This is a genomic window from Micromonospora yangpuensis, assembly GCF_900091615.1.
In the GTDB taxonomy this organism is placed as follows: domain Bacteria; phylum Actinomycetota; class Actinomycetes; order Mycobacteriales; family Micromonosporaceae; genus Micromonospora; species Micromonospora yangpuensis.
The window spans coordinates 3,286,757-3,310,495 of the sequence record NZ_FMIA01000002.1 but is presented as its reverse complement, the minus strand read 5'-3'; the positions used below and the strand labels follow the sequence as shown (position 1 = coordinate 3,310,495).

Here is a 23,739-nt window from a genome sequence, read left to right as displayed (position 1 = left end):
GGTTCTACCGGGGTGCGGCCCCGGCCCGGCGACGCAGCGTCGGCCGGGCCCGCGCGGCACCGGGGGCACCGGTGTCCGCGGCGAGCCGTTCGGCCAGGCCCGCCGCGGTGGGCGCCTGGAAGATGTCCCGGATGGTGACCTCCACGCCGAGGGTGGAGCGGATCCGGTTGACCAGCCGGACGGCGAGCAGGGAGTGCCCGCCGACGCGGAAGAAGTTGTCGTGCGGCCCGACCGGTCGGCCGTCGAGCACCTCAGCGAAGAGGTCCCGCAGCACCGACACCCGGGGGTCGGACTCCGCCGCACCGGCGGCGTCCGCCGCACCCGGGTCAGGCAGGGCGGCGTGGTCCAGCCGGCCGTCGGTGGTCAGCGGCAACGTCGTCAGCGGCACGAACTCCGCCGGGACGAGGTACTCCGGCAGGCGTTCGGCGGCGTGCCGGCGCAGCTGCCCCCCGCCGAGGGCACCAGGGCCGGTCGGGACCACGTACGCCACCAGCTGCTCGTCGCCGGCGGCGTCCGGGCGGACCACGACGGCGGCCCGGCGTACCCCGGGGTGGCCGGTCAGGACGGTGACCACCTCGTCCGGATCGATCCGGTTGCCGCGCAGGGCGACCCCGGCGACCCGGCCGTGCCGGCGCAGCGTGCCGTCGGCGGCCCAGCTGGCCAGCTCCCCGGTGCGCAGCATCCGCCCACCGGCGGGGTCGGTCGGGTCGGCGACGAAGGTGGCGGCGGTGGCACCGGGCCCGCCCGGGTGGCCGTCGGCCAGGGCGAGACCGCACAGGTACAGCTCGCCCCGGACGCCGACCGGCACCGGCCGCAGCCGGTCGTCCAGGACGTGGCAACGGTGGTCGTCCCCGGCCACCGGCACCGGCCGGCCCGGTGACAGCTGCCCGACCTCCCGGCCGAGCAGGAACGGGCCGGGATGCGCCGGGGCGTGGCTGTACACCAGGCGCAGCCCGGGGTGCTGCCGACGGACCCGGGCCAGGTGAGCCACCGACGGCGGATCGTCGCCGCCGGTGGCGAGTTGACCCAGCCGGGCCAGGGCCGCCGGATGTTCGTCGGCGACCAGTTCGAACAGGCCGGTGGGCAGCAGCAGGGTGGTGACGCCGTGCGCGGCGACCAGTTCGGCCAGCCGCGTGGCGTCCGGCCGGGGCTCCGGCGCGAGTACGCAGGTGGCTCCGCTGGTCAGCGCGGCCCAGAGCCCGTGGGTGAACTGCCCGTCGGTCGGCGCCGTCCACGCCAGCCAGACCTGCCCGGCGGCGCTTGTCAACGGTCCGTGGGTGACGGCGTCGACGACCGCCCGGTGCGGGTAGGCCACCACCTGGGGCGTCCCGGTCCCGGAGACCAGCAGGATCGCCGCGTCGCCCGGGTCCCGACGCACCGGCGGCGGACCGGCGGCCGTGGCGGTGGTGGCGGTGCGGCGGGCCGGCGGGGTCGGCGGGGTGAGGCTGATGCCGGGCAGCTTCAGCTCGATGCCGGGCAGCGACAGGCTGAGGCCCGGCAGGGCCGGCACCCGGGGCACCGCGGGTGCCCCGGGACCGAGCCGGTCGAGCCGGATCATGCGGTGGGCGGGCAGGCCGGCCAGCCATCCGGCCTGCCCTGTCTCGGTGACCAGCGCCGCGAGTCCGACGGTGGCCACCTGGGCGGCCAGGATCGCGTCGGGCTGGTCGGTGTCCAACGGCAGGTACGCCGCACCGGCCTTGAGTACGGCCAGGGCCGCCATCACGAAGGCGGCGCGGTCGCAGCGCACGCCGACCACGTCGCCCCGGCGGACCCCGGTGGCGACCAGGTGCCGGGCGAGCCGGTCGGCGTCGGCGTCCAGTTCCCGGTACGACATCCGGTGCGCGCCGACCACCAACGCCACCGCGTCCGGTGTGGCCCTGGCGTGTGCCTCGACCAGGTCGGCCAGCCCGGCGGTGGGTGTGGCGTGGTGGCGGTGGCCGGCAGTGGGCCGGAACCGGCGGTGCTCGTCGGCGTCGAGCAGGTCGACGTCACCGATCGGGCGGTCCGGGTCGGCGGCGACGGCCCGCAGCAGCCGGGCGAGCCGGCCGGCGAGCCGGGTGGCCGTGTCGGCGTCGAACAGGTCGGTGGCGTACTCCAGCACCCCCCGGATGCCGCGCGGGGTGCTGCCGTCGTGTTCCTCCCGGACGGCGAGGGTGAGGTCGAACTTGGCGGTGCCGGTGTCGAAGGGCACCTCGGTGCCCTCGAACACCCCGCCGACCGGCTGGGTCGCTCCGGCCGGTTGCGTTCCGCCGGTGTTCTGCAGCACCAGGGTGACCTGCACCAGCGGGTGGTGGGCGGTGGAGCGGGCCGGGTTCAGCTCCTCCACCAGCCGCTCGAACGGCACGTCCTGATGGTCGTAGGCGGCCAGGTCCGCCTCCCGCACCCGGGCCAGCAGCTCGACGAAACTCGGATCGCCGGACAGATCCGTCCGCAGCACCAGCGTGTTGACGAAGAACCCGACCAGGTCGTCCAGCGCGTCGTCACCCCGACCCGCCACCGGTGTCCCGATCGGCACGTCGGTGCCGGCACCGTGCCGCGACAGCAGGGTGGCCAGCGCCGCCTGCACCACCATGAACAGGGTGGCACCGTGGTCACGGGCCAGCCGCAGCAGCGCGGTGTGGTCGCGCGCGTCGAGCAGGAACGGCACCACGTCACCGCGCTGGCTGGCCACGGCCGGGCGGGGCCGGTCGGTCGGCAGCGGCAGCAGCGGCGGCATGCCGTCGAGGGCGCCGCGCCAGAAGGCGAGCTGCCGGCCGAGCAGGCTCTGCGGGTCGTCGGCGGCGCCGAAGGTGTCCCGCTGCCAAAGGGTGTAGTCGGCGTACTGCACCGGCAGCGGTGTCCAGTCGGGGGCGGTCCCGGCGGCGCGGGCGGTGTAGGCCCGGGCCAGGTCGCGCAGCAGCGCACCCATCGACCAGCCGTCAGCGGCGATGTGGTGCACCAGCACCACCAGGTGGTGGCTGCCGTCGTCGGCCCGGATCAACCACACCCGCAGCGGAAGCTGCCCGCCGAGGTCGAAGACGTGGCCGGTGGTCTCGTCGATCACCCGGGGCAGTTCGGCGGTCGGGACGTCCAGGACGGTCACCGCCGGCTCGCCCCGCTCCAGCACCACCTGGAACGGCTCCCCGTCGACGGCGGCGTAGACGGTCCGCAGCACCTCGTGCCGGTCGAGCAGGTCACCCACGGCTGCGGTCAGCACCGCGGGGTCCAGGCTCCGGCGCAGCCGCAGCACCACCGGGATGTTGTAGATCCGGCTGGCTCCGCCCATCTCGTCGAGGAACCAGAGCCGGCGCTGGGCGAACGACAGCGGCACCAGATCGGGTCGGGGGCTGGGGCACAGCGCCGGGCGGCGGCCGGCCCCGGTCAGCTCACCGACCCGCCGGTCCAGACCGGCAACGGTGGGATCGAGGAAGAGATCCCGCAGGCCGATCTCCACGCCGAGCACCGACCGCACCCGGTTGATCAGCCGGGTGGCGAGCAACGAGTGCCCGCCGGCCCGGAAGAAGTTGTCGTGCCGGCCGATCCGGTCGGTGCCGAGGGCGGCGGCGAAGAGACCACAGAGGATCTCCTCGCGCGGGGTCAGCGGCCCGTCGGCCCCGCCCGGTTCGTCGCCGGTCGCCACAGCCAGGGTACGGGCGGCAGCCCCGCGTTCGGCCCGGGTACGGACGGCAGCCCGGCGGTCGGCCAGGTGCTGCCGGTCGGCGTCGGTGAGCACGTCCAGGGCCCCGACCGGAGTGTCCGGGTCTGCGGCGGCGGCCCGCAGCAGCCGCCGGTACGCCTCCAACAGCAGCCCGGCGGTGGCGGCGTCGAACAGGTCGGTGGCGTACTGCACCCAGATGTCGACGCCGGCCGGCGCGCCCCGGTCGTCGCGGACCTCGGTACAGAAGACGGTGAGGTCGAACTTGGCGGTGTCCAGGGTGGCCGGCCGCAGGGTCCCCGTCAGCTCCCCCAGCCGTACCCCGACCGAGCCCGCTGAGTCGACGCTGTCGACAGGTCCAATCGAGTCGACGCTGTCGACGGTGAGCATCACCTGGAAGAACGGATGGTGGGCCAACGAGCGCACCGGGTTCAACCGCTCCACCACCAGGTCGAACGGCACCTCCTCATGCGCGTACGCCGCCAGATCCGCCTCCCGCACCCGATCCACCAGCTCGGCGAAACCCGGACCACCGGAGGTGTCCGTACGCAACACCACCGTGTTCACGAAGAACCCCACCAGGTCGTGCAACGCCTCGTCCGACCTGCCCGCCACCGGCGCGCCGATCGGCACGTCCGGGCCGGTGCCGAGGTGACTGAGGGTGGCGGCCAGGCCGGCCTGCAGGAGCATGAACATGCTGGCGCGGTGGGTCCGGGCCAGCTCGGTCAGCCGGCGGTGGGTGTCGGCGTCGAGCCAGCCGGTGACGGTGGCGCCGCGCCGGGTCGGTTCGGCGGGTCGGGGGCGGTCCAGCGGCAGGTCCAGCACCGCCGGTGAGGCGTCGAGGGTCTCCGCCCACCACGCCAACTGCCGCGACACCAGGCTCTCCGGATCCGACTCCTCCCCCAACACCTCCCGCTGCCACAGGGTGAAGTCCGCGTACTGCACCGGCAACGGCTCCCACTCCGGTGTCGACCCGGCGAGCCGGGCGGCGTAGGCGGTGCCCAGGTCACGCAGCAGGGGGTCGGTGGAGGCCCCGTCGGTGGCGACGTGGTGCAGCAGCAGCACCAACACCGAACGGGCTCCGTCGACCACGAACAACCGCACCCGCAGCGGCACGTCCACCGCGATGTCGAACACCTGACCAGCGAACTCCGCCACCAGCCCGTCGACCGACTCCGCCGGACACTCCACCACCGACAGCTGCACCGGCGAGCCCGGCAGCACCCGCTGCACCGGCTCACCGTCCACCGACGGGAACACCGTCCGCAACACCTCGTGCCGACCCACCACATCAACCACCGCAGCCGCCAACGCCACCCGATCCGGCACCCCCGACAACCCCACCACCACCGGCACGTTGTACGTCCCCGACGCACCCTCGAGACGACTCAGAAACCACAACCGACGCTGCGCGAACGACAACGGGATCACGGGTAACTCCTCCTGCTCGACCACGACCTGACCGTCCGTCGGCGACGTGGAACCACGGTGGCGGGAATAGCGGTGGGTGGGTGGCCTGTCCGGCGGGGGCAGGCCACCCGCCGGTGGGGCTCAGGCCCCGGTGGGTGGGGTCAGCCGGGACTCGATGGTCCGGGCCAGGTCCCGCAGGCGCGGGTTCTCGTACACGGCCCGGACCGGCAGGCTCAGGCCCAACTCGCGCCGGACCCCGGAGACCAGCTTGATGGCCAGCAGCGAGTGGCCGCCGAGCTTGAAGAAGTTGTCGTCGGCGCTGATCCGGGGGGTGCCGAGCACGTGTGACCAGACCGAGGCGATCAGCTCTTCGACCCGTCCGGTGGGTTCGGCGTCGACTCCGGTGGCTGGTACGGCGGTCGGCACCGGCGCGGGCAGGGCCGCCCGGTCGAGCTTGCCGCTGGCGGTCAGCGGGAAGCGGTCCAGGGCGACGAACGCGCCCGGCACCATGTAGCCGGGCAGGCTCGCCTCCGCCCGCGCCCGCAGCTCGGCCGGGTCCACCGGGACGCTCGCCCGGTAGTAGGCGACCAGTTGCTGGTCGTCGCGGAGCAGCACGGCGGTCTCGGCGACCCCGGGGTGGGCGGTCAGGGTGGCCTCGATCTCGCCCAGCTCGATCCGGTGTCCGCGGATCTTGACCTGCCCGTCGGCGCGGCCCCGGTACTCCAGCCGACCGTCGGGCAGCTGCCGGCACAGGTCACCGGTGCGGTACATCCGCTGCCCGTCGACGGCGTCGGGGTCGGCGACGAAGCGTTGCGCGGTCAACCCGGGACGCCGCCGGTATCCGCGACCGACCCGGGCGCCGGCCAGGTACAGCTCGCCGACGGTACCGGGGACGACCGGGGTCAGGTCGGCGTCGAGCAGCCGCAGCCGCAGGCCGGGCAGGACGGTGCCGATGTGCGGCTCGCGGTCGCCGGTGATCCAGCCGGCGGTGGCGTCGACGGTGCACTCGGTCGGCCCGTACACGTTGACCGCCCGCAGCACGCCCGTCTCGGTCAGCTCGGCGAGGCGTCGCCACAGCGTCGGGTTGATCGCCTCACCGCCGACCAGCAGGGTCAGCGGCCCGCCGGGGCGCGGCCGGGTGGTGGACAGCTGTTCCAGCAGCGGCTCGGCGTGGGACGGGGTGATGTCCAGGTCGGTCAGGGCGGCCTCGGTGACGAACGCGGCCAGCAGCGCCGGGTCGGTGCGGGTCTGCTCGTCGAGCAGGACCAGGGTGTCACCCCGGCACACCCGTACCCACTGCTGCACGGAGGCGTCGAAGGAGGGTGAGGCGTTCCAGCCGACCCGGCCGGCCTCGCCGCGTACGACGCCGGTGGCCTCCAGTTCGGTCAGCAGCGCCGCCGCCGCGCCCCGGCTGATCTCGACGCCCTTGGGCCGGCCGGTGGAGCCGGAGGTGTAGATGACGTAGGCGAGGCTGTCCGGGCCGACCGGCACCGGCCGGTACCCGCCGTCGTCCGGTGCGGTCACCCGGTGGCCGGCCGCGGTCAGCTCCGCCAGCGACACCCGGGGCACGTCGTCGCCCGGTCCGGCCCCGGCAGGGGCGTCGGTGCCGGCGGCGTCGGTGCCGGCGGCGTCGGTGCCGGCGGTGTCGGTGCCGGCGGTGTCGGTGCCGGTGCCGGCGGCGTCGGCGTCGGTGCCGGCGACGAGCACCAGGTCCACCCCGGCGTCGGTGACGAGGTAGCGGCGTCGGTCGGCGGGCAGCCGCGGGTCCACCGGCAGGTACGCGGCACCGGCGGTCAGCGTGCCCAGCAGCGCGGCGACCAGGTCCGCGCCCCGGGGCAGGCAGAGCGCGACCACGCTCTCCGGCCCGATGCCGCGGGCGGTGAGCGCGCCGGCGATCCGGGCGGCGCGGGCCCGCAGTTCGGCGAAGGTGAGGGTGCCGTCGGCGGCGACGACGGCGGTACGCTCCGCCGGTGCCTCGGCGAGCCGGTCGAGCAGGTCCCGGGCCGGCGGCGTGGCGGTGTCGACGGGGTGGGCCAGGGCGCTGGTCATGGCCGGCTCACTTCCCGTACGGGGTGGCCGACGGGGCGGTCTGCGGCTGGCAGTCGGCCAACGCGACCTCGTCGCCCATCGCCACCACGATCTTGCGGGCGCCGGTGAAGGCCTCCCGGCCGTGGGCGCAGGCGATGTTGTCGACCAGCATCAGGTCACCGGCCTGCCAGGTCTCCCGGACGGTCACCTCGTCGTACACCTGGTTGATGGCGTCGACCTCCTCGCGGGTGAGCGCGGAGCCGTCGCCGAGGTAGGTGTCGAAGGGCAGGCCGTCGGGGCCGTAGGTCTCCAGCAGCACCTCGCGGACGTCGGCGTCGAGGGAGTACCGGTTCCAGAAGGCGTAGTGGTTGAACCAGCTCTGCTCGCCGGTGACCGGGTGGGTGACGATCGCCGAACGGCGCTGCCGGGTCCGCAGCTCCCCCTCGGCCAGCCACTCGGTGCCGATGACGTTCTCGTCGCAGTACCGCTGCGCCTGCGCGGGGTCTTCGGTGGCGAAGCTCTGCTGCCAGGGCAGCCCGGCCAGCTCGGAGAAGTTACGCACCAGCAGCCAGCCGTAGGTGGCGAACCGCTCCCGCAGCTGCGGCGGCATCAGGCGCAGCGCGGCCCGCATGTCGCCGACCGTGGTCGCGCCGCCGGTCTGCGGGGCGACCAGGCAGCCGAACATCAGGGTGCCGGGGAAGTCGAGGGTGTAGCTGTTCTCGTTGTGCAGGCGGATCGGCTGCACGGCCGGCAGGTCGGTGGAGGAGAAGACCCCCTCGCCGAAGTCGGTACGCGGGGTGGCCTTCTCCCGGTAGCCGGTGCGCTCGGGCATCAGCACGTTACGGGCGCGGGCGAAGTCGCCGGTGTCGGCGATCGGCAGGCCCCGGATCAGCAGGTTTCCCGAGCGCAGCAGCTCGGCGCGGATGGCGGCGCGGTGCGCGGTGAGCCACTCGACGGCCGCGTCCACGGTGTCGAGGTGCGGCGCGACGGTGATGGCCGGTCTGCCGGGCTGCCGGCGTACGTCGAGATCGGTGGCGGCGTCCGCCTGGACGGTGGGTGACATCGGATCCTCCTGGGTGGGGCGATGGTGGTCAGGCGGCTTCGGTCCGGACGAGATCGCCGTCGATGACGTCGGTGACGAGCGACAGGAAGGCCGCGAGCTGCTGCTGGAAGTAGAAGTGCCCGCCGGGGAGCACCCGGGTGGTGACCCGCGCGCCGGTGACCTCGGCCCACCGGTGCAGCGCCTCGGCCGGTACCACCGGGTCGACGTCGCCGCCGACGACGGTGACCGGGCAGGTGAGTGCAGCGGCCGGGGTGGCCTGGTAGGCGTCGTCCAGGGCGAAGTCGGCGCGGATCGAGGGCAGCAGCAGCTCCCGCAGTTCCGGTTCGTCGAGGATGCCGTCGTCGGTGCCGCCCCGGGCCTGGATGGCGCTCACCAGTTCGTCGTCGTCGAGCCTGGCGGGGTGCACCGGGCTGGGGTTGGGCAGGAACGGCGCCCGGCACGCCGAGGCGATCAGGGCGCGCGGTGCCCGGCCGGCGGTGGTGAGCGCCCGGGTGACCTCGTAGGCCACCAGGGAGCCCATGCTGTGGCCGAGCACCACCAGGTCGGTGGTGTCGGTGGGCAGGCTGGCCAGGATCGGGTCGACCAGGTCGGCCATCCGCTCCGGCAGGGGTTCGGTGAAGCGGGCGCCCCGGCCCGGGTACTGCCCGATCAGCAGGCGTACGTGGGTGGGCAGCAGGTCCCGCCAGCCGGCGTAGGCGTGGGCGTTGCCACCGGCGTGCGGCAGGACCAGCAGCGACGTGCGGTGGCCGGGGGCGTCGCTGTCGAGCACCCAGACGACGTCGTCGGGTGCGGGGGCCGGCTGGTGGTCGGTCCTCGCGTCGGTCGGGTCGATCTGGACAGGATCCACGGTGCGCTCCATTCGTCGACGCGCGTCAGGGAAATTGCGAAAAGGGGAGAAGAATCGACGGGACGACAGTCAGGCGATCCCATTCGGGACGAGACTATCGGCGTTTCTTTGCGGGCAGCGGCAGATTCCGGGGCAGGTTGTTCGGCCGGTTGCCGGGCGGGTCTCTCAGCCGGTGGCCGGGCCGGGCGGGTTGTTCAGCCGGTGGGTGGGCTGCCGGGCAGGGCGACGCCGGACTGGGTGCGCCGGCGCAGGGTGGGGCGGGCGCGGGCCGGGGTGGCGGCGGGCAGCTGGTCGCCGAGGGCGGCGATGGTGGGGGCCTGGAAGATGTCCCGGATGCTCAGCTCCACCCCGAGCACCGACCGGGCCCGCGCGGCCAACCGGGCCGCCAACAACGAGTGCCCACCGAGAGCGAAGAAGTCGTCGTCGATACCCACCGATGCCACTCCGAGCACCTCCGCGTACAGGCCACACAGGATCTCCTCCCGCGCATCCCGCGCGCTCCGGCCACCACCAGCCACAGCGGCGAACTCCGGTGCCGGCAACGCCCGCCGATCCACCTTCCCGTTTCCGGTCAACGGCATCCGGTCCAGCGGCACCACCGCCGAGGGAACCAGGTGCTCCGGGACGCGGTGGCGGAGCCACTGCCGTACCTCCGCCGGGTCCAGGTCCTGCCCGCTCTCGGGGATCAGGTAGGCGACCAGGCGCAGTGTGCCGGCGGGGTCAGGTGTAGCGAGCACCGCGGTCTGTGCGACCGCCGGGTGGCCGAGCAGGACGGCCTCGATCTCGCCGGGCTCGACCCGGAAGCCCCGGATCTTCACCTGACCGTCGATCCGGCCGACGAACTCCAGTTGGCCACTCGTCGTCCACCGGGCCAGGTCACCGGTGCGGTACAACCGCTCACCCGGCCCACCGAACGGATCCGCGACGAACCGCTGCGCCGTCAACCCCGACCGGTTCAGATAACCGTGCGCCAGGCCCACCCCGGCCAGATACACCTCACCCACCACACCCGCCGGCACCGGCCGCAACCGACCGTCCAACACATACGCCCGCTTGTTGTTGACGGCCCGACCGACCGGAACCGTAGTACCGGAAAACTCCCCCGGCACCTCGAACGTCGTGGTGAAGCCCATCGACTCCGCCGGACCGTACCCGTTCACCACCCGCAACCCCGGACACCGGTCCACCACCCGCGCCACATGCACCGGACTCGCCGGCTCACCACCGGTGAACACCACCCGCAGACCATCGAAAACCCGCGGATACTCATCCACCAACACATTGAACAACCCCGACGACAACTGCAACATCGACACCCGATGCTCAGCCACCAACCCCACAATCAACCCCGGCTCCGGACGCTGCCCCGCCTGCAACACACACACCCCGCCATGCAACAACGCCCCCCAGAACTCCAACGAGAACGCATCCCACGACACCGGCGAACACTGCAGAAACACCACACCCGGACCGAAAACCGAATACCCCTGCCCCACCACCGAACCCACCAGAGCCCGATGCGACGACACCACACCCTTCGGCACCCCCGTCGACCCCGACGTGAACATCACACACGCCACGTCTCCCGGATCAACCACCACCGACGGGACCACCGGCAGCGCCTCAGCGATCGACGACGCGTCGGCATCCACCCGCAGCACCGGAACACCGGCGGGCAGCCGGGACGCCAGGTCGGCCCGGGTGACCACCATCGACACCCCAGCCTCGGCCACCGTCCACGCCAACCGCTCATCGGGAAAATCCGGATCCAACACCACGTACGCCGCACCAGTCCTGGTGACCGCCACCAACGCCACCGCGAAATCCAGACCCCGCTCCAGCAGCACCCCCACCGCACCACCACGGACCACGCCCCGCGACAGCAACGCACCCGCCACGTGGTTCGCCCGGCTGTCGACCTCGGCGTAGGACAACCGGTCCGCGCCACAGACCAGGGCGGGAGCCTGCGGCGCAGCCGCCACCCGCGCCGCGAACAGCTCCGGCAACGACACGTCCGGCACCGGTACCGCCGTGGCGTTCCAGTCACCGACGACGGCCCGCTGCTCGGCGGCGTCGATCGCGTCGACGGTGCCGATCGGGCGGGACGGGTCGGCGAGTACCTGGTCCAGCACCTGACCCAGGCCGGCGACCAGGCGTTGCACGGTGCCGTGGTCGAAGATCGCGGTCGAGTAGAGCAGCACGCCCCCGATTCCGGTCTCCGTTCCCTCGTCGCGCAGCAGGAACTCCAGGTCGAACTTGGCCGCCCTGGTGTCCACCACCCGGGCCGGACCGCAGTGCACGTCGGGCAGCCGCAGGCGCCCGTCGGCGGCGTCGTCGAGGGTCAGGCAGACCTGGAACAGCGGGTGCCGGGCCAGCGACCGTACCGGGTTGAGCGCTTCGAGCAGCAGGTCGAACGGGAGTTCCTGGTGGGCGAGGGCGTCCAGGTCGGTGGCGCGTACCCGGGCCAGCAGGTCGGCGAAGCTCGGGTCGCCGGAGGTGTCGGTGCGCAGGACCAGGGTGTTGACGAAGAACCCGACAAGCGCGTCGAGGGCCGGATCGGTCCGCCCGGCGACCGGGGTGCCGATGGGGATGTCGGTGCCGGCGCCGAAGCGGGTCAGGGTCAGCGCCAACGCGGCCTGGAGCACCATGAACGGGGTGCAGCGCTGCTGACGGGCCAGCTCACCGATGCGTCGCCGTACCTCGGGGTCGATCCTGACCGGTACCGCGCCGCCGGTGTGGTCGGCGACGGTGGGCCGGGGCCGGTCCCGTGGGAGGGTGAGTTCCTCGGGGAGGTCGGCCAGGGCCTGTCGCCAGTGGGCGAGGTCGGTGGCGTGCACGCTGGCCGGGTCGGCCGGGTCACCGAGCATGGCGCGCTGCCAGTGGGTGTAGTCGGCGTACTGGACGGTCAGGTCGGGCCAGTCCGGGGCGCGGCCGGCGTGCCGGGCGGCGTACGCGGTCTCCAGGTCACCGAGCAGCGGTCGCAGGGACTGGCCGTCGGTGGCGATGTGGTGCAGCAGGATCAGCAGCGTCCACTCGTGGCCACCGAGGTCGAAGAGGGTGACCCGCAGCGGCGGGGTGGCGGTCAGGTCGAAGACGTGACCGGCAGCCTCGCTGAGTCGCCGGTCGAGGTCGGCGGGGTCGACCCGGTGCCGGTCCAGCACGACGGGGGCGGGTGGGCGGATCCGCTGGTACGGCTCGCCGTCGACGGTGCCGACCACGGTGCGCAGCACCTCGTGCCGCTCGACCAGGTCGGTGAGGGCCTGCTGGAGCGCGTCGACGTCCAGGTCGCCGGTGAGCCGGACGGCCAGCGGCACGTTGTAGGTCGGGCCGCTGCCCTGGAGGGAGTCGACGAGCCAGAGCCGACGCTGGGCGTACGACAGGGGTACCGGTGCGTCGTGGTCGGTGGCGGCGACGGTGGGTCGGGCCCGGGTCCGGCCGGTGCCGGCCAGGTGGTCGCCGAGGGTGGCGATGGTGGGGGCCTGGAAGATGTCCCGGATGCTCAGCTCCACCCCGAGCACCGACCGGGCCCGCGCGGCCAACCGGGCCGCCAACAACGAGTGCCCACCGAGAGCGAAGAAGTCGTCGTCGATACCCACCGACGCCACCCCCAACACCTCCGCATACAGGCCACACAGGATCTCCTCCCGCGCATCCCGCGCGCTCCGACCACCGCCAGCCACAGCGGCGAACTCCGGTGCCGGCAACGCCCGCCGATCCACCTTCCCGTTCGCGGTCAACGGCATCCGGTCCAGCGGCACCACCACCGACGGCACCAGGTGCTCCGGCAGTTGTGCCCGCAACCAAGACCGCACCACCGGCACGCTCTCCGACTCGGCCACCAGGTACGCCACCAGCCGCAACGTGCCCGCCGGATCCGGTACGGCGAGCACCGCCGCCTGCGCTACCGCCTCGTGCCGCAGCAGCGCGGCCTCGATCTCGCCGGGCTCGACCCGGAAGCCGCGGACCTTCACCTGGCCGTCACCACGGCCGACGAACTCCAACTGCCCGGCCCCGCTCCACCGGGCCAGGTCACCGGTGCGGTACAACCGCTCACCCGGCTCACCGAACGGATCCGCGACGAACCGCTGCGCGGTCAAACCCGACCGGTTCAGATAGCCGTGCGCCAGGCCCACCCCGGCCAGATACACCTCACCCACCACACCCGGCGGCACCGGCCGCAACCGGTTGTCGAGAACGTACGCCCGCTTGTTCGCCACGGCCCGACCGACCGGAACCGTGTTGCCAGCCAGACCAGCGGGAACGTCGAACGTCGTGGTGAAGCCCATCGACTCCGCCGGACCGTACCCGTTGACCACCCGCAACCCCGGGCACCGGTCCACCACCCGCGCCACATGCACCGGACTCGCCGGCTCACCACCGGTGAACACCACCCGCAGACCATCGAAAACCCGCGGATACTCATCCACCAACACATTGAACAACCCCGACGACAACTGCAACATCGACACCCGATGCTCAGCCACCAACCCCACAATCAACCCCGGCTCCGGACGCTGCCCCGGCTGGAGAACACACACCCCGCCGAAGAGCAGTGCCCCCCAGAACTCCAACGAGAACGCGTCCCACGACACCGGCGAACACTGCAGGAACACCTCTTCCGGCCCGAAGCCGCAGTAATCCTGCCCCACCACCGAACCCACCAGAGCCCGATGCGACGACACCACACCCTTCGGCACCCCCGTCGACCCCGACGTGAACATCACACACGCCACGTCTGCGGCGGCCACCCGTACGTCGACGGTTGCCGAACTCTGCGCCTCGACGAGGTGGGCGTCGGCGTCGAGGCGGATCAACCGGTGCGGGTCGGGCAGCCGGGATGCCAGGTCGGTCCGGGTGACCACCACCGACACCCCGGCCTCGGCCACCGTCCACGCCAGGCGCTCATCGGGAAAATCCGGATCCAACACCACGTACGCCGCACCGGTCCTGGTGACCGCCACCAACGCCACCGCGAAATCCAGACCCCGCTCCAGCAGCACCCCCACCACCCCACCACGGACCACGCCCCGGGAGAGCAGCAGCCGGGCCAGTTGGTTGGCCCGGGCGTCCAGTTCGCCGTACGACAACCGCTGCGGGCCACCCACCACGGCGGTCGCGTCCGGGTCGGCGACCACCCGGGCGGCGAACAGCTCCGGCAGGGAGACGTCCGGCACGGGCACCGCCGTGGCGTTCCAGTCGTGCAGGACCCGGTGCCGCTCCGCCGGGTCGAACGGGTCGAGGTCACCGACGGCCACGCCGGGGTCGTCCACCATCGCGGTGAGGATCCGCGCGAAGGTGCGCTGGTACGCGTCGAGGTCGACCGAGTCCCGGTACGCGGTGTCGATGCTGACGTCAACGCGCAGCCCGCCCTCGGGGTGGTGGGTGACGGTGAGGGCCAGGTCCTCGGCGGTCCCGCCGGTGGAGAAGAGGTGGTGCACGGCGGGCAGTCCGGCGAAGGTGTCGTGTTCGTCGCCGGCCACGATGTTGACCACCGGCCCGAACTGTCGACGGGCGTCGCTCGGCCAGTCCAGGTCCCGCAGCAGGTCGGCGGAGTCGTAGCGCTGGTGCCACTGGGCGCGCAGGGTCTGCCGGGCCAGCTGGGCGGCCAGCCGCTCGGCCGGTTCGGCCGGGTCGATCCGGCAGCGCAGCGGCAGGACGTTGGCCATCATGCCGGGCGTGGTGACCGAGGCCGGGCTGAGCCGTCCGGGCACGGGGAGGCTGAGCAGCACGTCGGTCCCACCGGTCCAGTGGTGGCGGTGCACGGCGGCGGCGGTGATCAGGGCCTGCTGCCAGCTCACCCCGGCCCGTGCGGCGAACCGGCGCAGCCGGTCGACGGTAGCCGGTGGGATCCGGGCGATCTGGCGGACGATCCGGTTGGTGGGCCGACCGGCGGAGCCGGGTCCGGGCGGGCAGTCGGCGTCGGCCATCAGCCTGCGCCAGTACGCGCCGTCGCGCTCCCGGGCCGCCGAACCGGCGTAGCGGTCCTGCTCGTCGAGCATGGCGGTGAACGATCCCAGTGGCGGTCCGACGGGTGGGCGGCCCTCGACCAGCGCGGTGTAGAGCTCCGCACCGCGTCGCCGGACGACGGTGGCGGTGTAGCCGTCCTGAACGAGGTGGTGCACGCGGTGGTACCAGAGGAAGTGCTCCGGGCCGAGCCGGACGAGCTGGTGGTGGAAGAGCCGGTCGTGTTCCAGGTCGGGGGCGCGGTGCAGGTCGTCGCGCATCAGCCGGGTCGCCGCCGCCATCGGGTCCGCCTCGGCGCTGAGGTCGAGCAGGTCGGCGGTGAAGTCCGGCGCGGCGCCGAGGTACTGCGCCGGTACGCCGTCGACCTCGGTGAAGCGCAGTCGTGCCGTGTCGTCCTCGGCCACCAGCGCGGTCACCGTCTCGACCAGGAGCCCGGCGTCGAGGGGTCCGTGGATCTCCAGGTACCCGCCCATGTTGTAGACCGGGTTGGCCGGGTCGAGCCGTTGGGCGTACCAGACTCCGAGTTGCGCCGGGTTGAGTGGCCGGGTCTGGTACGCCGGACCGGACATGGTGGACCCCCATCTGGAGAAGGTGGAACGGGCGGTTACTGCTTGCGCTGGATGAGGTCGAGGATGTCCTGGACGCTCTGCACGGTGGTGAGTTCGTCGTCGTCGATCTCGATGGCGAAGCTCTTCTCCACCTTGACGAGGATGTCGACGAAGGTCAGCGAGTCGATGCCCAGGTCCTGGTTGAGCCGGTCGGCGGGGCCGATCTGCACGGCCAGTTCCGGTACCTGTTCCAGGACGATCTCGTTCACTCGTACCAGGGTGTCTTTCACTGTCGGTCTCCGATCTCGATGGTGGCGGGGTGTGCGGATGGGGTGGTGCCCACCCCGGGCGGGGTGAGCCGGCGGGGTCAGGCGAGGCCGTCGCCGGGTCGAAGCGTCAGGTCGGGCCAGGTGAGTGCGGCCGCCGCCCAGGTCGCGCCGCCGCCGAAGGCGGCCAGCAGGATCCGGTCACCGGCGGAGAAGGTGCCGGCGGTCACCGCGTCGACGAAGGCCAGCGGGATGGAGGCGGCCGAGGTGTTGGCCACCCGGTCGACGTTGATCACCGCCCGTTCGGTGGGGATGCCGATGGCCTCGGCGGTGGCGGTGAGGATCCGCCGGTTGGCCTGGTGGGCGACGAGCCAGTCGACGTCGTCGACGCTCCAGCCCACCTGGTCCAGCACGGTGGTCGAGGCGAGGCTCATCCGGTTGATCGCGTGCTTGTAGACCGCCCGGCCGGACATGGTGAAGTAGCTGTGCTCGACGTCGGGGCCGATCCCGGCCGAGCGTTGCCGGGAGCCACCGGCGGGGGTCTTCATGATGTCCAGCAGCCCACCGTCGCTGCCGAGCAGGTGGGCGGTGAGACCGCCGGGCTCGCCGGGGTCGCCGGCGCGGATCACCACCGCGCCGGCGCCGTCGCCGAAGATCGGGGAGGTGATCGGGTCGGAGGTGTCGAGGATGGTGGAGACGGCGTCGGCGCCGATGACCAGCCCGGTGCCGTACGCCCCGGAGGCGAGCATGCCGGCGCCGACGGACAGGGCGTAGACGAAACCGGAGCAGGCGGCGTTGAGGTCGAAGGCCGCGATGCCGGCGAGCCCGAGGCGGGCGGCGACGGCGGGTGCGGTGGCCGGGAACGGGTGGTCCGGGGTGCAGGTGGCCAGGATCAGAAAGTCGACGGTCGGGTTGCCGCAGGACGCCAGGGCCCGTCGGCCGGCCTCGACCGCGAGATCGCTGGTGGCAGCCGTGGGTTCGCAGACGAACCGCTGTTCGATGCCGGTGCGGTCGCGGATCCAGTCGGTGGTGACGCCGAGTCGGGCGGCGATCTCGTCGTTCTTCACCACCTGCTCGGGCAGGTACGCGCCGAGTCCGGCGATGACCGCCGTCACGGTGTTCGTGCGCTGTTCGACAGTAGCCGACAAGGTCGTCCTCCCTCGTACGTCGATCGAGCTCGGCGGCGGTCGCGCCGGGCCTTCGGACTCGATGTGCAGTCATTCAACCGGCGGTGTCAGCCGGGGTGCGGCAGTTGTTCCGGCACCCGCGCAGCAGTTGCGCGGCGGGTGCCGCCCGTCGGGTCGGGTCGGCATCCCGTCGATGCCCCGCCCGGTCAGGCCGGGGTGGCGCCGAGGTGCACGGCGCGGACCAGGTGCAGGATCCGGAACCGGGACTGCCCGTGGTCGTAGCTCGGGCGGACCAGGCCGTGCAGGACCAGGTCCCGCACCACCCGGCCGCTGTCGGCCACGCCACGGCCGGTCAGGGCCATCACGTCGGGCAGACCGAAGCTGTCGCCACGGGCGCAGAGGGTGGCCAGCAGCTCCCGGTCGGCCACCGGCAGCCGGGCCAGCCTGCGGTGCAGCGTGTCGCGCAACCGGTTGCCGCCCTCGGCACCGGCCACGTGCTGCAGCAGACCGGCCGGATCGCCGTGCAGGCACTGGTGCAGCATGGTGATGTCGTAGACGACCAGCCAGGACGCCGCCGCCTGCAGGGCCAGCGGCAGCCCGTCGACCCGCCGGCAGATCTCGGCGACCAGCGGCGCGTCGGCGGCGGTGAGGGTGAAGTCCGGCCGGACCCGCCGGGCCCGGTCGACGAAGAGCCGGACCGCGGCTGACCGTCCGATCGCCGAAGGGTCCGCCGGGTCGGTCTCCTCGGGCAGCATCAGGGGGGTGAGCAGGAACGGGCGCTCGCCCGGCACCTCCAGGGGGTGCTCGGCGGTGACCAGCACCCGTAGTCCCGGGCAGTGCCGCAGCAGCTGGGCGAAGCGTTCCGGCCGGGCGGCCCGGTCGCCGACCCCGTCGATCACCAGCAGCGGCGGGCGCTCGGCGACGGTCTCCACGAACGCGGCGAGGTCCTCGCCGGCCGCCGCGGCACCCGGGGCGTCCGTGGCGGGCTCGAAGAGCTGCTCGACGCAGCCCCGGACCAGCGCGGCCATCCGGTCCCCGCCGGCGGGTCCGCCCGGCTGCTCGGTCAGGGCACACCAGAGCACCGGGGTGTGGTCGGCGGCGTGCAGCCGGGCCGCCACCTCCAGGGCGAGCCGGGTACGGCCGACGCCGGTCATCCCCACCACGGTGACCAGCCGCTCGGCGCCACCGGCCAGCTCGCCGGTGACGACCGCGCTCTCCTGCTCCCGCCCGAACAGGCAGTCGGCGACGACCGGCGCCGCCGGCGGGTCGGCCTCGTAGCTGGCCTTGACCGCCCAGCTGGTCCGCCCCTGGTTGGCGGCGGTCTCCAGGTCGGCGCGGGCCCGCAGGCCCAGCCGCAGGCCGTCGGCGATCAGCCGGACGGTGTCCTGGCGGGGTCGGCGGGCCCGGCCCTGTTCGAGGTCGCGGATCGCCCGGACGCTGACCGTGGAGAAGTCCGCCAGCTCCCGCTGGGTCAGCCCGATGCGCGTGCGGTGCTGGCGAATCAGCAGGCCGAACTGCGGAACGTCCTCGTTGGTCACCACGTCGATGCTCATGTCGCGTTCTCCACTTTCTCCGGCGGCAGTGGGGATGGTGCGCGACGGGGAGCCGACGGTTGCCGTCAATCCCATGGCTGGGATTTCTCCTCGTCGGGGTCCATCGTCCGCACGGCGCTATCGGCGCGGCATCACGCGCCCAAGCGCCCCCATCACGGCGGCGGCCACCGGCGACACCGGTGATAGCAGCGGGATAACTGCTGGGATAACGGCGCGATTCCGCTGGTCGTTAGCGTGGAGCCAACACCACCGGGAAAGCCTCGAAGGAGTCGACATGCGCCGCACCGCCACGCTGAGGATCTTCGCTCTGGCCGCCACGATCACCGGGTTCGTCGCCTTCGGCGCGGCCACCGCGCAGGCCGGCGAGACGGGCACCTCCGGGCCGGGCGGCACCGCCGTGGTGGTCACGCCGACCCCCACCCCGAGCGCCAGCACCGACAACCACCCCTGGGACTGACCGACCCGCCTCAGGAGGCGGCGGGCCGGCTCGCGGCGATCTCCCCCAGCAGCCGCTCCGCCTCCCGCAGCTCATGCCGCATCCCCCGCTCGCGGAACGTGGCCACCGCGTTCTCCAGCAACTCCCCCGCCCGACCACGGGCGCCGGCGCGGGCCATCAGCCGGGCGAGGTCCAGCCGGACCGCCGCCGCCCCGCCGTGGTCCATGATCTGCTCCCGTACCGCCAGCGCCCGTTCGAAGGCGCCCCTGGCCTGCTCGTACCGGCCGGTGGCGGCGTGCACCTCGCCGAGGTTGCGCAGCAGGTGTCCCTCGCCGATGATGTCCCCGCTGCGGCGCACCATGGTCAGCACCCCGGCCAGGGTCTGCTCGGCCTGGGCGTGCTCCCCCCGCTGTAACAGCACCTGGCCGGCCCGGCGCAGGGCGTGGGCCTCGCCCCGGCTGTACCCGACCGACCGGAAGATCTCCAGCGACTCCTCCAGCTGGGCCTGGGCCACCGCGCTGTGTCCCCGGCGCATCCAGATGTGCGCGCTCTGGGTCAGTACCGTGGCCCGGCCGACGATGTCCCCGACCCGTTCGAAGTCCCGCGCCGCGTGTTCGTAGAGCACCAGGGCCCGGTCGTCGTCGCCGCCCTGCCGTTCCAGCAGGGCCAGGTCCCGTCGGCAGAGCGCCAACCCGTGCAGGTCACCGAGTTCGTCGAAGGTCTCCTGGGCGGCGCTGAGCGACCGGCGGGCCTGGTCGGGTTGTTGCCGACTGATGTGCAGGGTGCCCAGTGAGCTGAGTACGGCGGCGGTGCCGCGTCGGTTGTCCGCCGCCCGGGTCACCTGCAGCGCCCGCTGGTGGGTCCGTTCCCAGTGGTCGAAGTAGCCGCGCGCCTCGAAGAGGGTGACCAGGGTGGTGGCCAGGTCCCAGCAGAGCTCGTCGAGGCCGGCCTGGGCGGCCTGGTCCACGGCCAGGCAGAGGTTGGCCTGTTCGCTGTCGAGCCACTCGATCGGGTCGGTGAGCAGTCCGTCGACGTAGTCGGTCGGGGGTGACCAGCGGGCGGCGGTGCCGCGCAGCACGGTGAAGTCACCGCCGTAGACCCGGGCGTGGGCCTGTTCGGTGATCGCCAGCCACCCGCCGATCATCCGTTCGGTCGCCGCGAGCTGCACGGCCGGGCTGTCGTTGAGGGCCAGCTGCTCGCGGGCGAAGAGCCGGATGACCTCGTGGAAGCGGTAGCGGAACTCGCCGGTGCTCTCCACCGCGACGGCGTCCAGCATCTGCACGTCGACAAGCGGCTCGACGAGGTCCGACGGGATCGGCCGGTGGTCGTCCAGCAGCGCCCCGGCGATCCAGCCGGGCACGGTCGGGCCCTGCGCCAGGCTGAACAGGCGCAGCAGCCGGCGGTCGGCCCGGTTCAGCCCGTCGTGGGTGAGCGAGAGACTGGCCCGCATGGTCATCTCACCGTGGGCCAGCTCGTCGAGGCGGTGCCGCTCGTTGGCCAGCCGGTGCACCATCGAGGCCAGCGTCCAGTGTGGTCGGGCCGCCAGCCGGGCCGCGACGATCCGCAGCGCCAGCGGCAGGCCACCGACGGTACGGACCAGGGCGGCGGCGGCCTCCGGCTCCCGCTCGACCCGCTCGGTGCCGATCACCCGGCCGAGCAGGTCGAGGGCCTGGGTCTGGTCGAGCACGTCCAGCTCGACCCGGTGCGCGCCGGGCAGCGCGGTCAACCGGGAGCGGCTGGTGACCAGGACCGCGCAGCTGCTGCTGCCGGGCAGCAGCGGGCTGATCTGGCGCTCGCTGGCCGCGTCGTCGAGCACCACCAGCATCCGACGGGTGGCCAGCAGTGTCCGGTACATCTCGGCGCGTTCGTCGGTGTCGTCGGGGATGACCGGGCCGGGGATGCCCAGCGCCCGCAGGAACCGGCCGAGGGCGTCCTTGGTGCTCACCGGCTCGGTGCCGGCGCCCCGCAGGTCACAGTAGAGCTGGCCGTCGGGGAAGCGTTCGCCGCCGAGGCGGTGGGCCAGGTGGGTGCCGAGCGCGCTCTTGCCGATCCCGGGTTTGCCGGCGATGACCACCACACCGAGCGCCCGTTGGCCGTCGTCGCCGAGCAGCGCCCGTTCCAGGGACCGCACAAGTGGTTCGCTGGTGACGAAGTCGGCGGTGTCCGCCGGCAGCTGGTGGGGACGCTCCTCGCCGTACGGCGTCGGGTGGACGGAGGCGACCGGCGGTCGGACCGGTTCCGGCGCCGGGGCCCCGGTGGCGTGCAGGGCCGCCGGGTCACCGGCGAGGATCGCGCCCTCCAACTGGCGCAGCTCCTCACCGGGGGCCAGTCCCAGCTCCTCGGCGAGCAGTTCCCGGCCGGCCCGGTAGACGTCCAGCGCCTCGGCCTGGCGCCCGGAGCGGTACAGCGCGAGCATCAGCTGGCCACGCAGCCGCTCGCGCAGCGGGTACTCGTGCACCAGCCGGCTGGCCTCGCCCACGATCTCGTGACTGCGGCCCAGCCCGAGCTCCAGCTCCAGGTAGGTCTCGATGGCGGTGAGCCGGTCCTCGTCGAGCCGCAGGCCGCGGGTGCGCAGGGCCTCGCTCGGGATGCCGCTGAGGCAGGGACCGCGCCAGAGCGCCACGGCCGCCCGTAGGCTCTCCGCCGCCTCGGCGAGCCGGCCTTCCTTGACCAGCACCCGCGCCGCGGTCACCTGCCGGTTGAACACGTGCAGGTCCACCGTGTCCTCGTCGGTGCGCAGCAGGTAGCCGGGGGCGCGGGAGACCACCGAGGCGGACAGCCCGGCGGCGGTGAAGCTCTTGCGGATGCGGGACACGCAGATCTGGATCTGGGTACGGGCGGTGTCGGGGGGCTCCTCGTGCCAGATCAGGTCGAGCAGCCGGTCGGTGGCGACCACCCGGCCCGCCTCCATCAACAGGCAGGCGAGGATGATCTCCTGCCGACCGGGGGGAATCCGTACCGTGCCGGCCGGCCCTTCCACCTGCAGGGGGCCGAGCACCCGGAACATGATCCCGGTGGTGGCCGCTGGTCTGGCGGTGAACGAGTCGGGCATGTGTCTCCCGTACCGACAGCTATTCAGAAATGACTATTCTTCATGTAGCTCACCGCATCGGGGCGGTCGCTGTCCACCAGCAGAGAGATCATCTCTTCGACCCGTCCGTAGGTTGCGCGACCCACCCCGACTGGTCCACACCCTGGGTACGCGCCCCGCAGCGTTCGGCGACCGAGCCGAGGAGACACACCAGCGACACCCGAGACGTCCCACGACGGGGAAAGCGCGGTGATAGGCCGGAGTTGCCTCGTTGGCCGACAGTTTCCGGTAACGGCCACGGCAGGTGGGCGAACGGGGAAGCTGGCAGGAAGGACGACCGGATGAGCAGCCACGGGGGCATGCGCCCGCCCCGAAGCGCGGCGGTGACCGCTGCCGGAGTCGACCACGTGCGCTTGTCGTACCACTACCTGGACACCGGCGACATCGACGCGTACGGCTCACTTCTCGACGAGGACGTCCAGGTCCGCCGCCCGGACCTGGCCCACGGACGCGGCCGGGCCGAGGTGCTGCGTACCCACGCGCAGGTGGCCGGCCCACCCGCCCGGCACCAGATCCACAAGGTCATCGCCGACGGCGACGGGGTGGCGGTGACCGGCCGGTACACCGGGCCGGTGACCCCACGGCCGGGACAACCCACCGGAACGCACGACTTCGTCGACGTCTTCACCGTCGGCGACGACGGAATGCTGCTCGGCTACCGGCGGTACTACTTCGTCGCGCCCGGCCCCGACGACCGGTGGGGCCGCTCCAGCTTCCCGGCGGCGGAGCCCTCACCTACCTGCTGACCCGCCGCGACGGTCCGGTATGACCGACACCCCGAGCCGCCGACGCGCCCGCACCGTTCCGGTGCGCGGTACGGTCGCGTCGGCCGCCGGGCGGTGAGGGACCCCTCACCGCCCGGCACCCACCTACCGCCGGCGGCGGATCACCGCACGGTCAGCCCGTACGCGGCGAGGATCTCGTTGATCGGCTGGTAGTAGGTGCTGCCGCCGGAGGTGCAGTTGCCGCTGCCGCCGGAGAGAATGCCGAGCACGACCCCGGTCGCGGCGACGTAGAGCGGACCGCCGCTGTCCCCGGACTCGGCGCAGATGTTGGTGCGGATCAGGCCGGAGACGGAGCCCTGGGCGTAGTTGACCGTCTGGTTGAGCGCGGTGACGGTACCGCACCGCACACCGGTGGTGGCGCCGCTGCGGCAGACGGCCTGCCCGACGAGGGCGGTGCCGGTGCCGGCGACCGGCAGCTGACCCGGGTAGGTGTGGATCGCGCCGGGGTGCGGCAGGCCACCGGTGTGCTGGATCAGCCCGTAGTCGTCGCCGGGGAAGCTGGTGGCCACCCGCGGGCCGAGCGGCGAGGTCCGGGCGCTGTCGGCGTACCAGGTGGTCGCGGTGGCGGTGCAGTGTCCGGCGGTGACGGCGTACCAGGTGGTGCCCCGACGGGCGTTGAGCCCGAGCGAGCAGCGCGCCCCGCCGCTGCCGTGGATCGCCTGGCCGGCGGCGATCAGCGGGCGCAACCGGCCCGGCTCCCGGCGCAGCAGCGCGCCGGCCCGCTCGGCGGTGGCCCGCAGCACCGCCAGGTCGGCCGCGCCCACGGTGTCGTCGACGCCGAGGGTGACCCGGCCGGTGGCCGGGTCCAGGCCCCAGGTGGTGCCGGCGGTCCGCACCCCGGCCAGCGCCGCCGACACCGTGGCGGGATCGGGCGGCGACGCCGCCCGGGCGGGTGCGCCGGCCGGTACGAGCAGGAGCAGCACGGCCGTGACGAGGGTACCGATCGGGGTACGACGCATCCTGACCTCCGAATTGATCAGCATGGAT

12 protein-coding genes are annotated in these 23,739 nt (G+C 73.2%); 2 read left to right on the top strand and 10 right to left on the bottom strand.

The window, feature by feature from the left end; all coding sequences use genetic code 11:
- Positions 1-4: 4 nt before the first annotated feature.
- The 8 genes from GA0070617_RS14940 to GA0070617_RS14905 form a co-directional block, all read right to left on the bottom strand.
- Entirely contained in the window at positions 5-5,089 is a 5,085-nt protein-coding gene (locus GA0070617_RS14940; protein WP_091437922.1) for a condensation domain-containing protein, read from the bottom strand.
- A 96-nt stretch (positions 5,090-5,185) separates the two neighbouring features.
- Positions 5,186-7,093 carry a non-ribosomal peptide synthetase gene (locus GA0070617_RS14935; RefSeq protein WP_091437917.1) on the bottom strand — a complete coding sequence of 636 codons (1,908 nt, stop codon included), beginning with the start codon at positions 7,091-7,093 and terminating at the stop codon, positions 5,186-5,188.
- Between the two features lie 7 nt (positions 7,094-7,100).
- Positions 7,101-8,135, bottom strand: coding sequence for a TauD/TfdA family dioxygenase (locus GA0070617_RS14930; protein ID WP_091437914.1), 1,035 nt, complete (start codon positions 8,133-8,135; stop codon positions 7,101-7,103).
- A 28-nt stretch (positions 8,136-8,163) separates the two neighbouring features.
- Positions 8,164-8,982: a thioesterase II family protein gene (locus tag GA0070617_RS14925; protein WP_229688363.1), complete on the bottom strand. Its 819-nt coding sequence runs from the start codon at positions 8,980-8,982 to the stop codon at positions 8,164-8,166.
- Positions 8,983-9,176: 194 nt separating this feature from the next.
- Positions 9,177-15,515 (bottom strand): non-ribosomal peptide synthetase, encoded by a 6,339-nt coding sequence (locus GA0070617_RS14920; protein WP_091437907.1) that lies wholly within the window; start codon positions 15,513-15,515, stop codon positions 9,177-9,179.
- Positions 15,516-15,550: 35 nt separating this feature from the next.
- Positions 15,551-15,763, bottom strand: coding sequence for an acyl carrier protein (locus GA0070617_RS30590; protein ID WP_175440544.1), 213 nt, complete (start codon positions 15,761-15,763; stop codon positions 15,551-15,553).
- 98 nt (positions 15,764-15,861) lie between these two features.
- Positions 15,862-16,908: a beta-ketoacyl-ACP synthase III gene (locus GA0070617_RS14910; RefSeq protein ID WP_091437901.1), complete on the bottom strand. Its 1,047-nt coding sequence runs from the start codon at positions 16,906-16,908 to the stop codon at positions 15,862-15,864.
- A 185-nt stretch (positions 16,909-17,093) separates the two neighbouring features.
- Positions 17,094-18,440: a helix-turn-helix domain-containing protein gene (locus GA0070617_RS14905; RefSeq protein ID WP_091437897.1), complete on the bottom strand. Its 1,347-nt coding sequence runs from the start codon at positions 18,438-18,440 to the stop codon at positions 17,094-17,096.
- 274 nt (positions 18,441-18,714) lie between these two features.
- On the opposite strand from GA0070617_RS14905, the gene GA0070617_RS14900 reads away from it, so the two are divergent.
- Complete coding sequence (locus GA0070617_RS14900) at positions 18,715-18,897, top strand: hypothetical protein (protein WP_091437894.1); 183 nt, start codon at positions 18,715-18,717, stop codon at positions 18,895-18,897.
- Between the two features lie 10 nt (positions 18,898-18,907).
- Here GA0070617_RS14900 and GA0070617_RS14895 read toward each other — a convergent pair whose 3' ends face one another.
- Complete coding sequence (locus tag GA0070617_RS14895) at positions 18,908-21,928, bottom strand: AfsR/SARP family transcriptional regulator (protein ID WP_091437890.1); 3,021 nt, start codon at positions 21,926-21,928, stop codon at positions 18,908-18,910.
- Between the two features lie 320 nt (positions 21,929-22,248).
- Here GA0070617_RS14895 and GA0070617_RS14890 point away from each other — a divergent pair, with 320 nt between their 5' ends.
- Complete coding sequence (locus GA0070617_RS14890) at positions 22,249-22,713, top strand: nuclear transport factor 2 family protein (protein ID WP_091437887.1); 465 nt, start codon at positions 22,249-22,251, stop codon at positions 22,711-22,713.
- A gap of 140 nt (positions 22,714-22,853) precedes the next feature.
- On the opposite strand, the gene GA0070617_RS14885 is transcribed toward GA0070617_RS14890, so the two are convergent.
- Positions 22,854-23,711 (bottom strand): S1 family peptidase, encoded by an 858-nt coding sequence (locus GA0070617_RS14885; protein WP_091446436.1) that lies wholly within the window; start codon positions 23,709-23,711, stop codon positions 22,854-22,856.
- Positions 23,712-23,739: the final 28 nt, after the last annotated feature.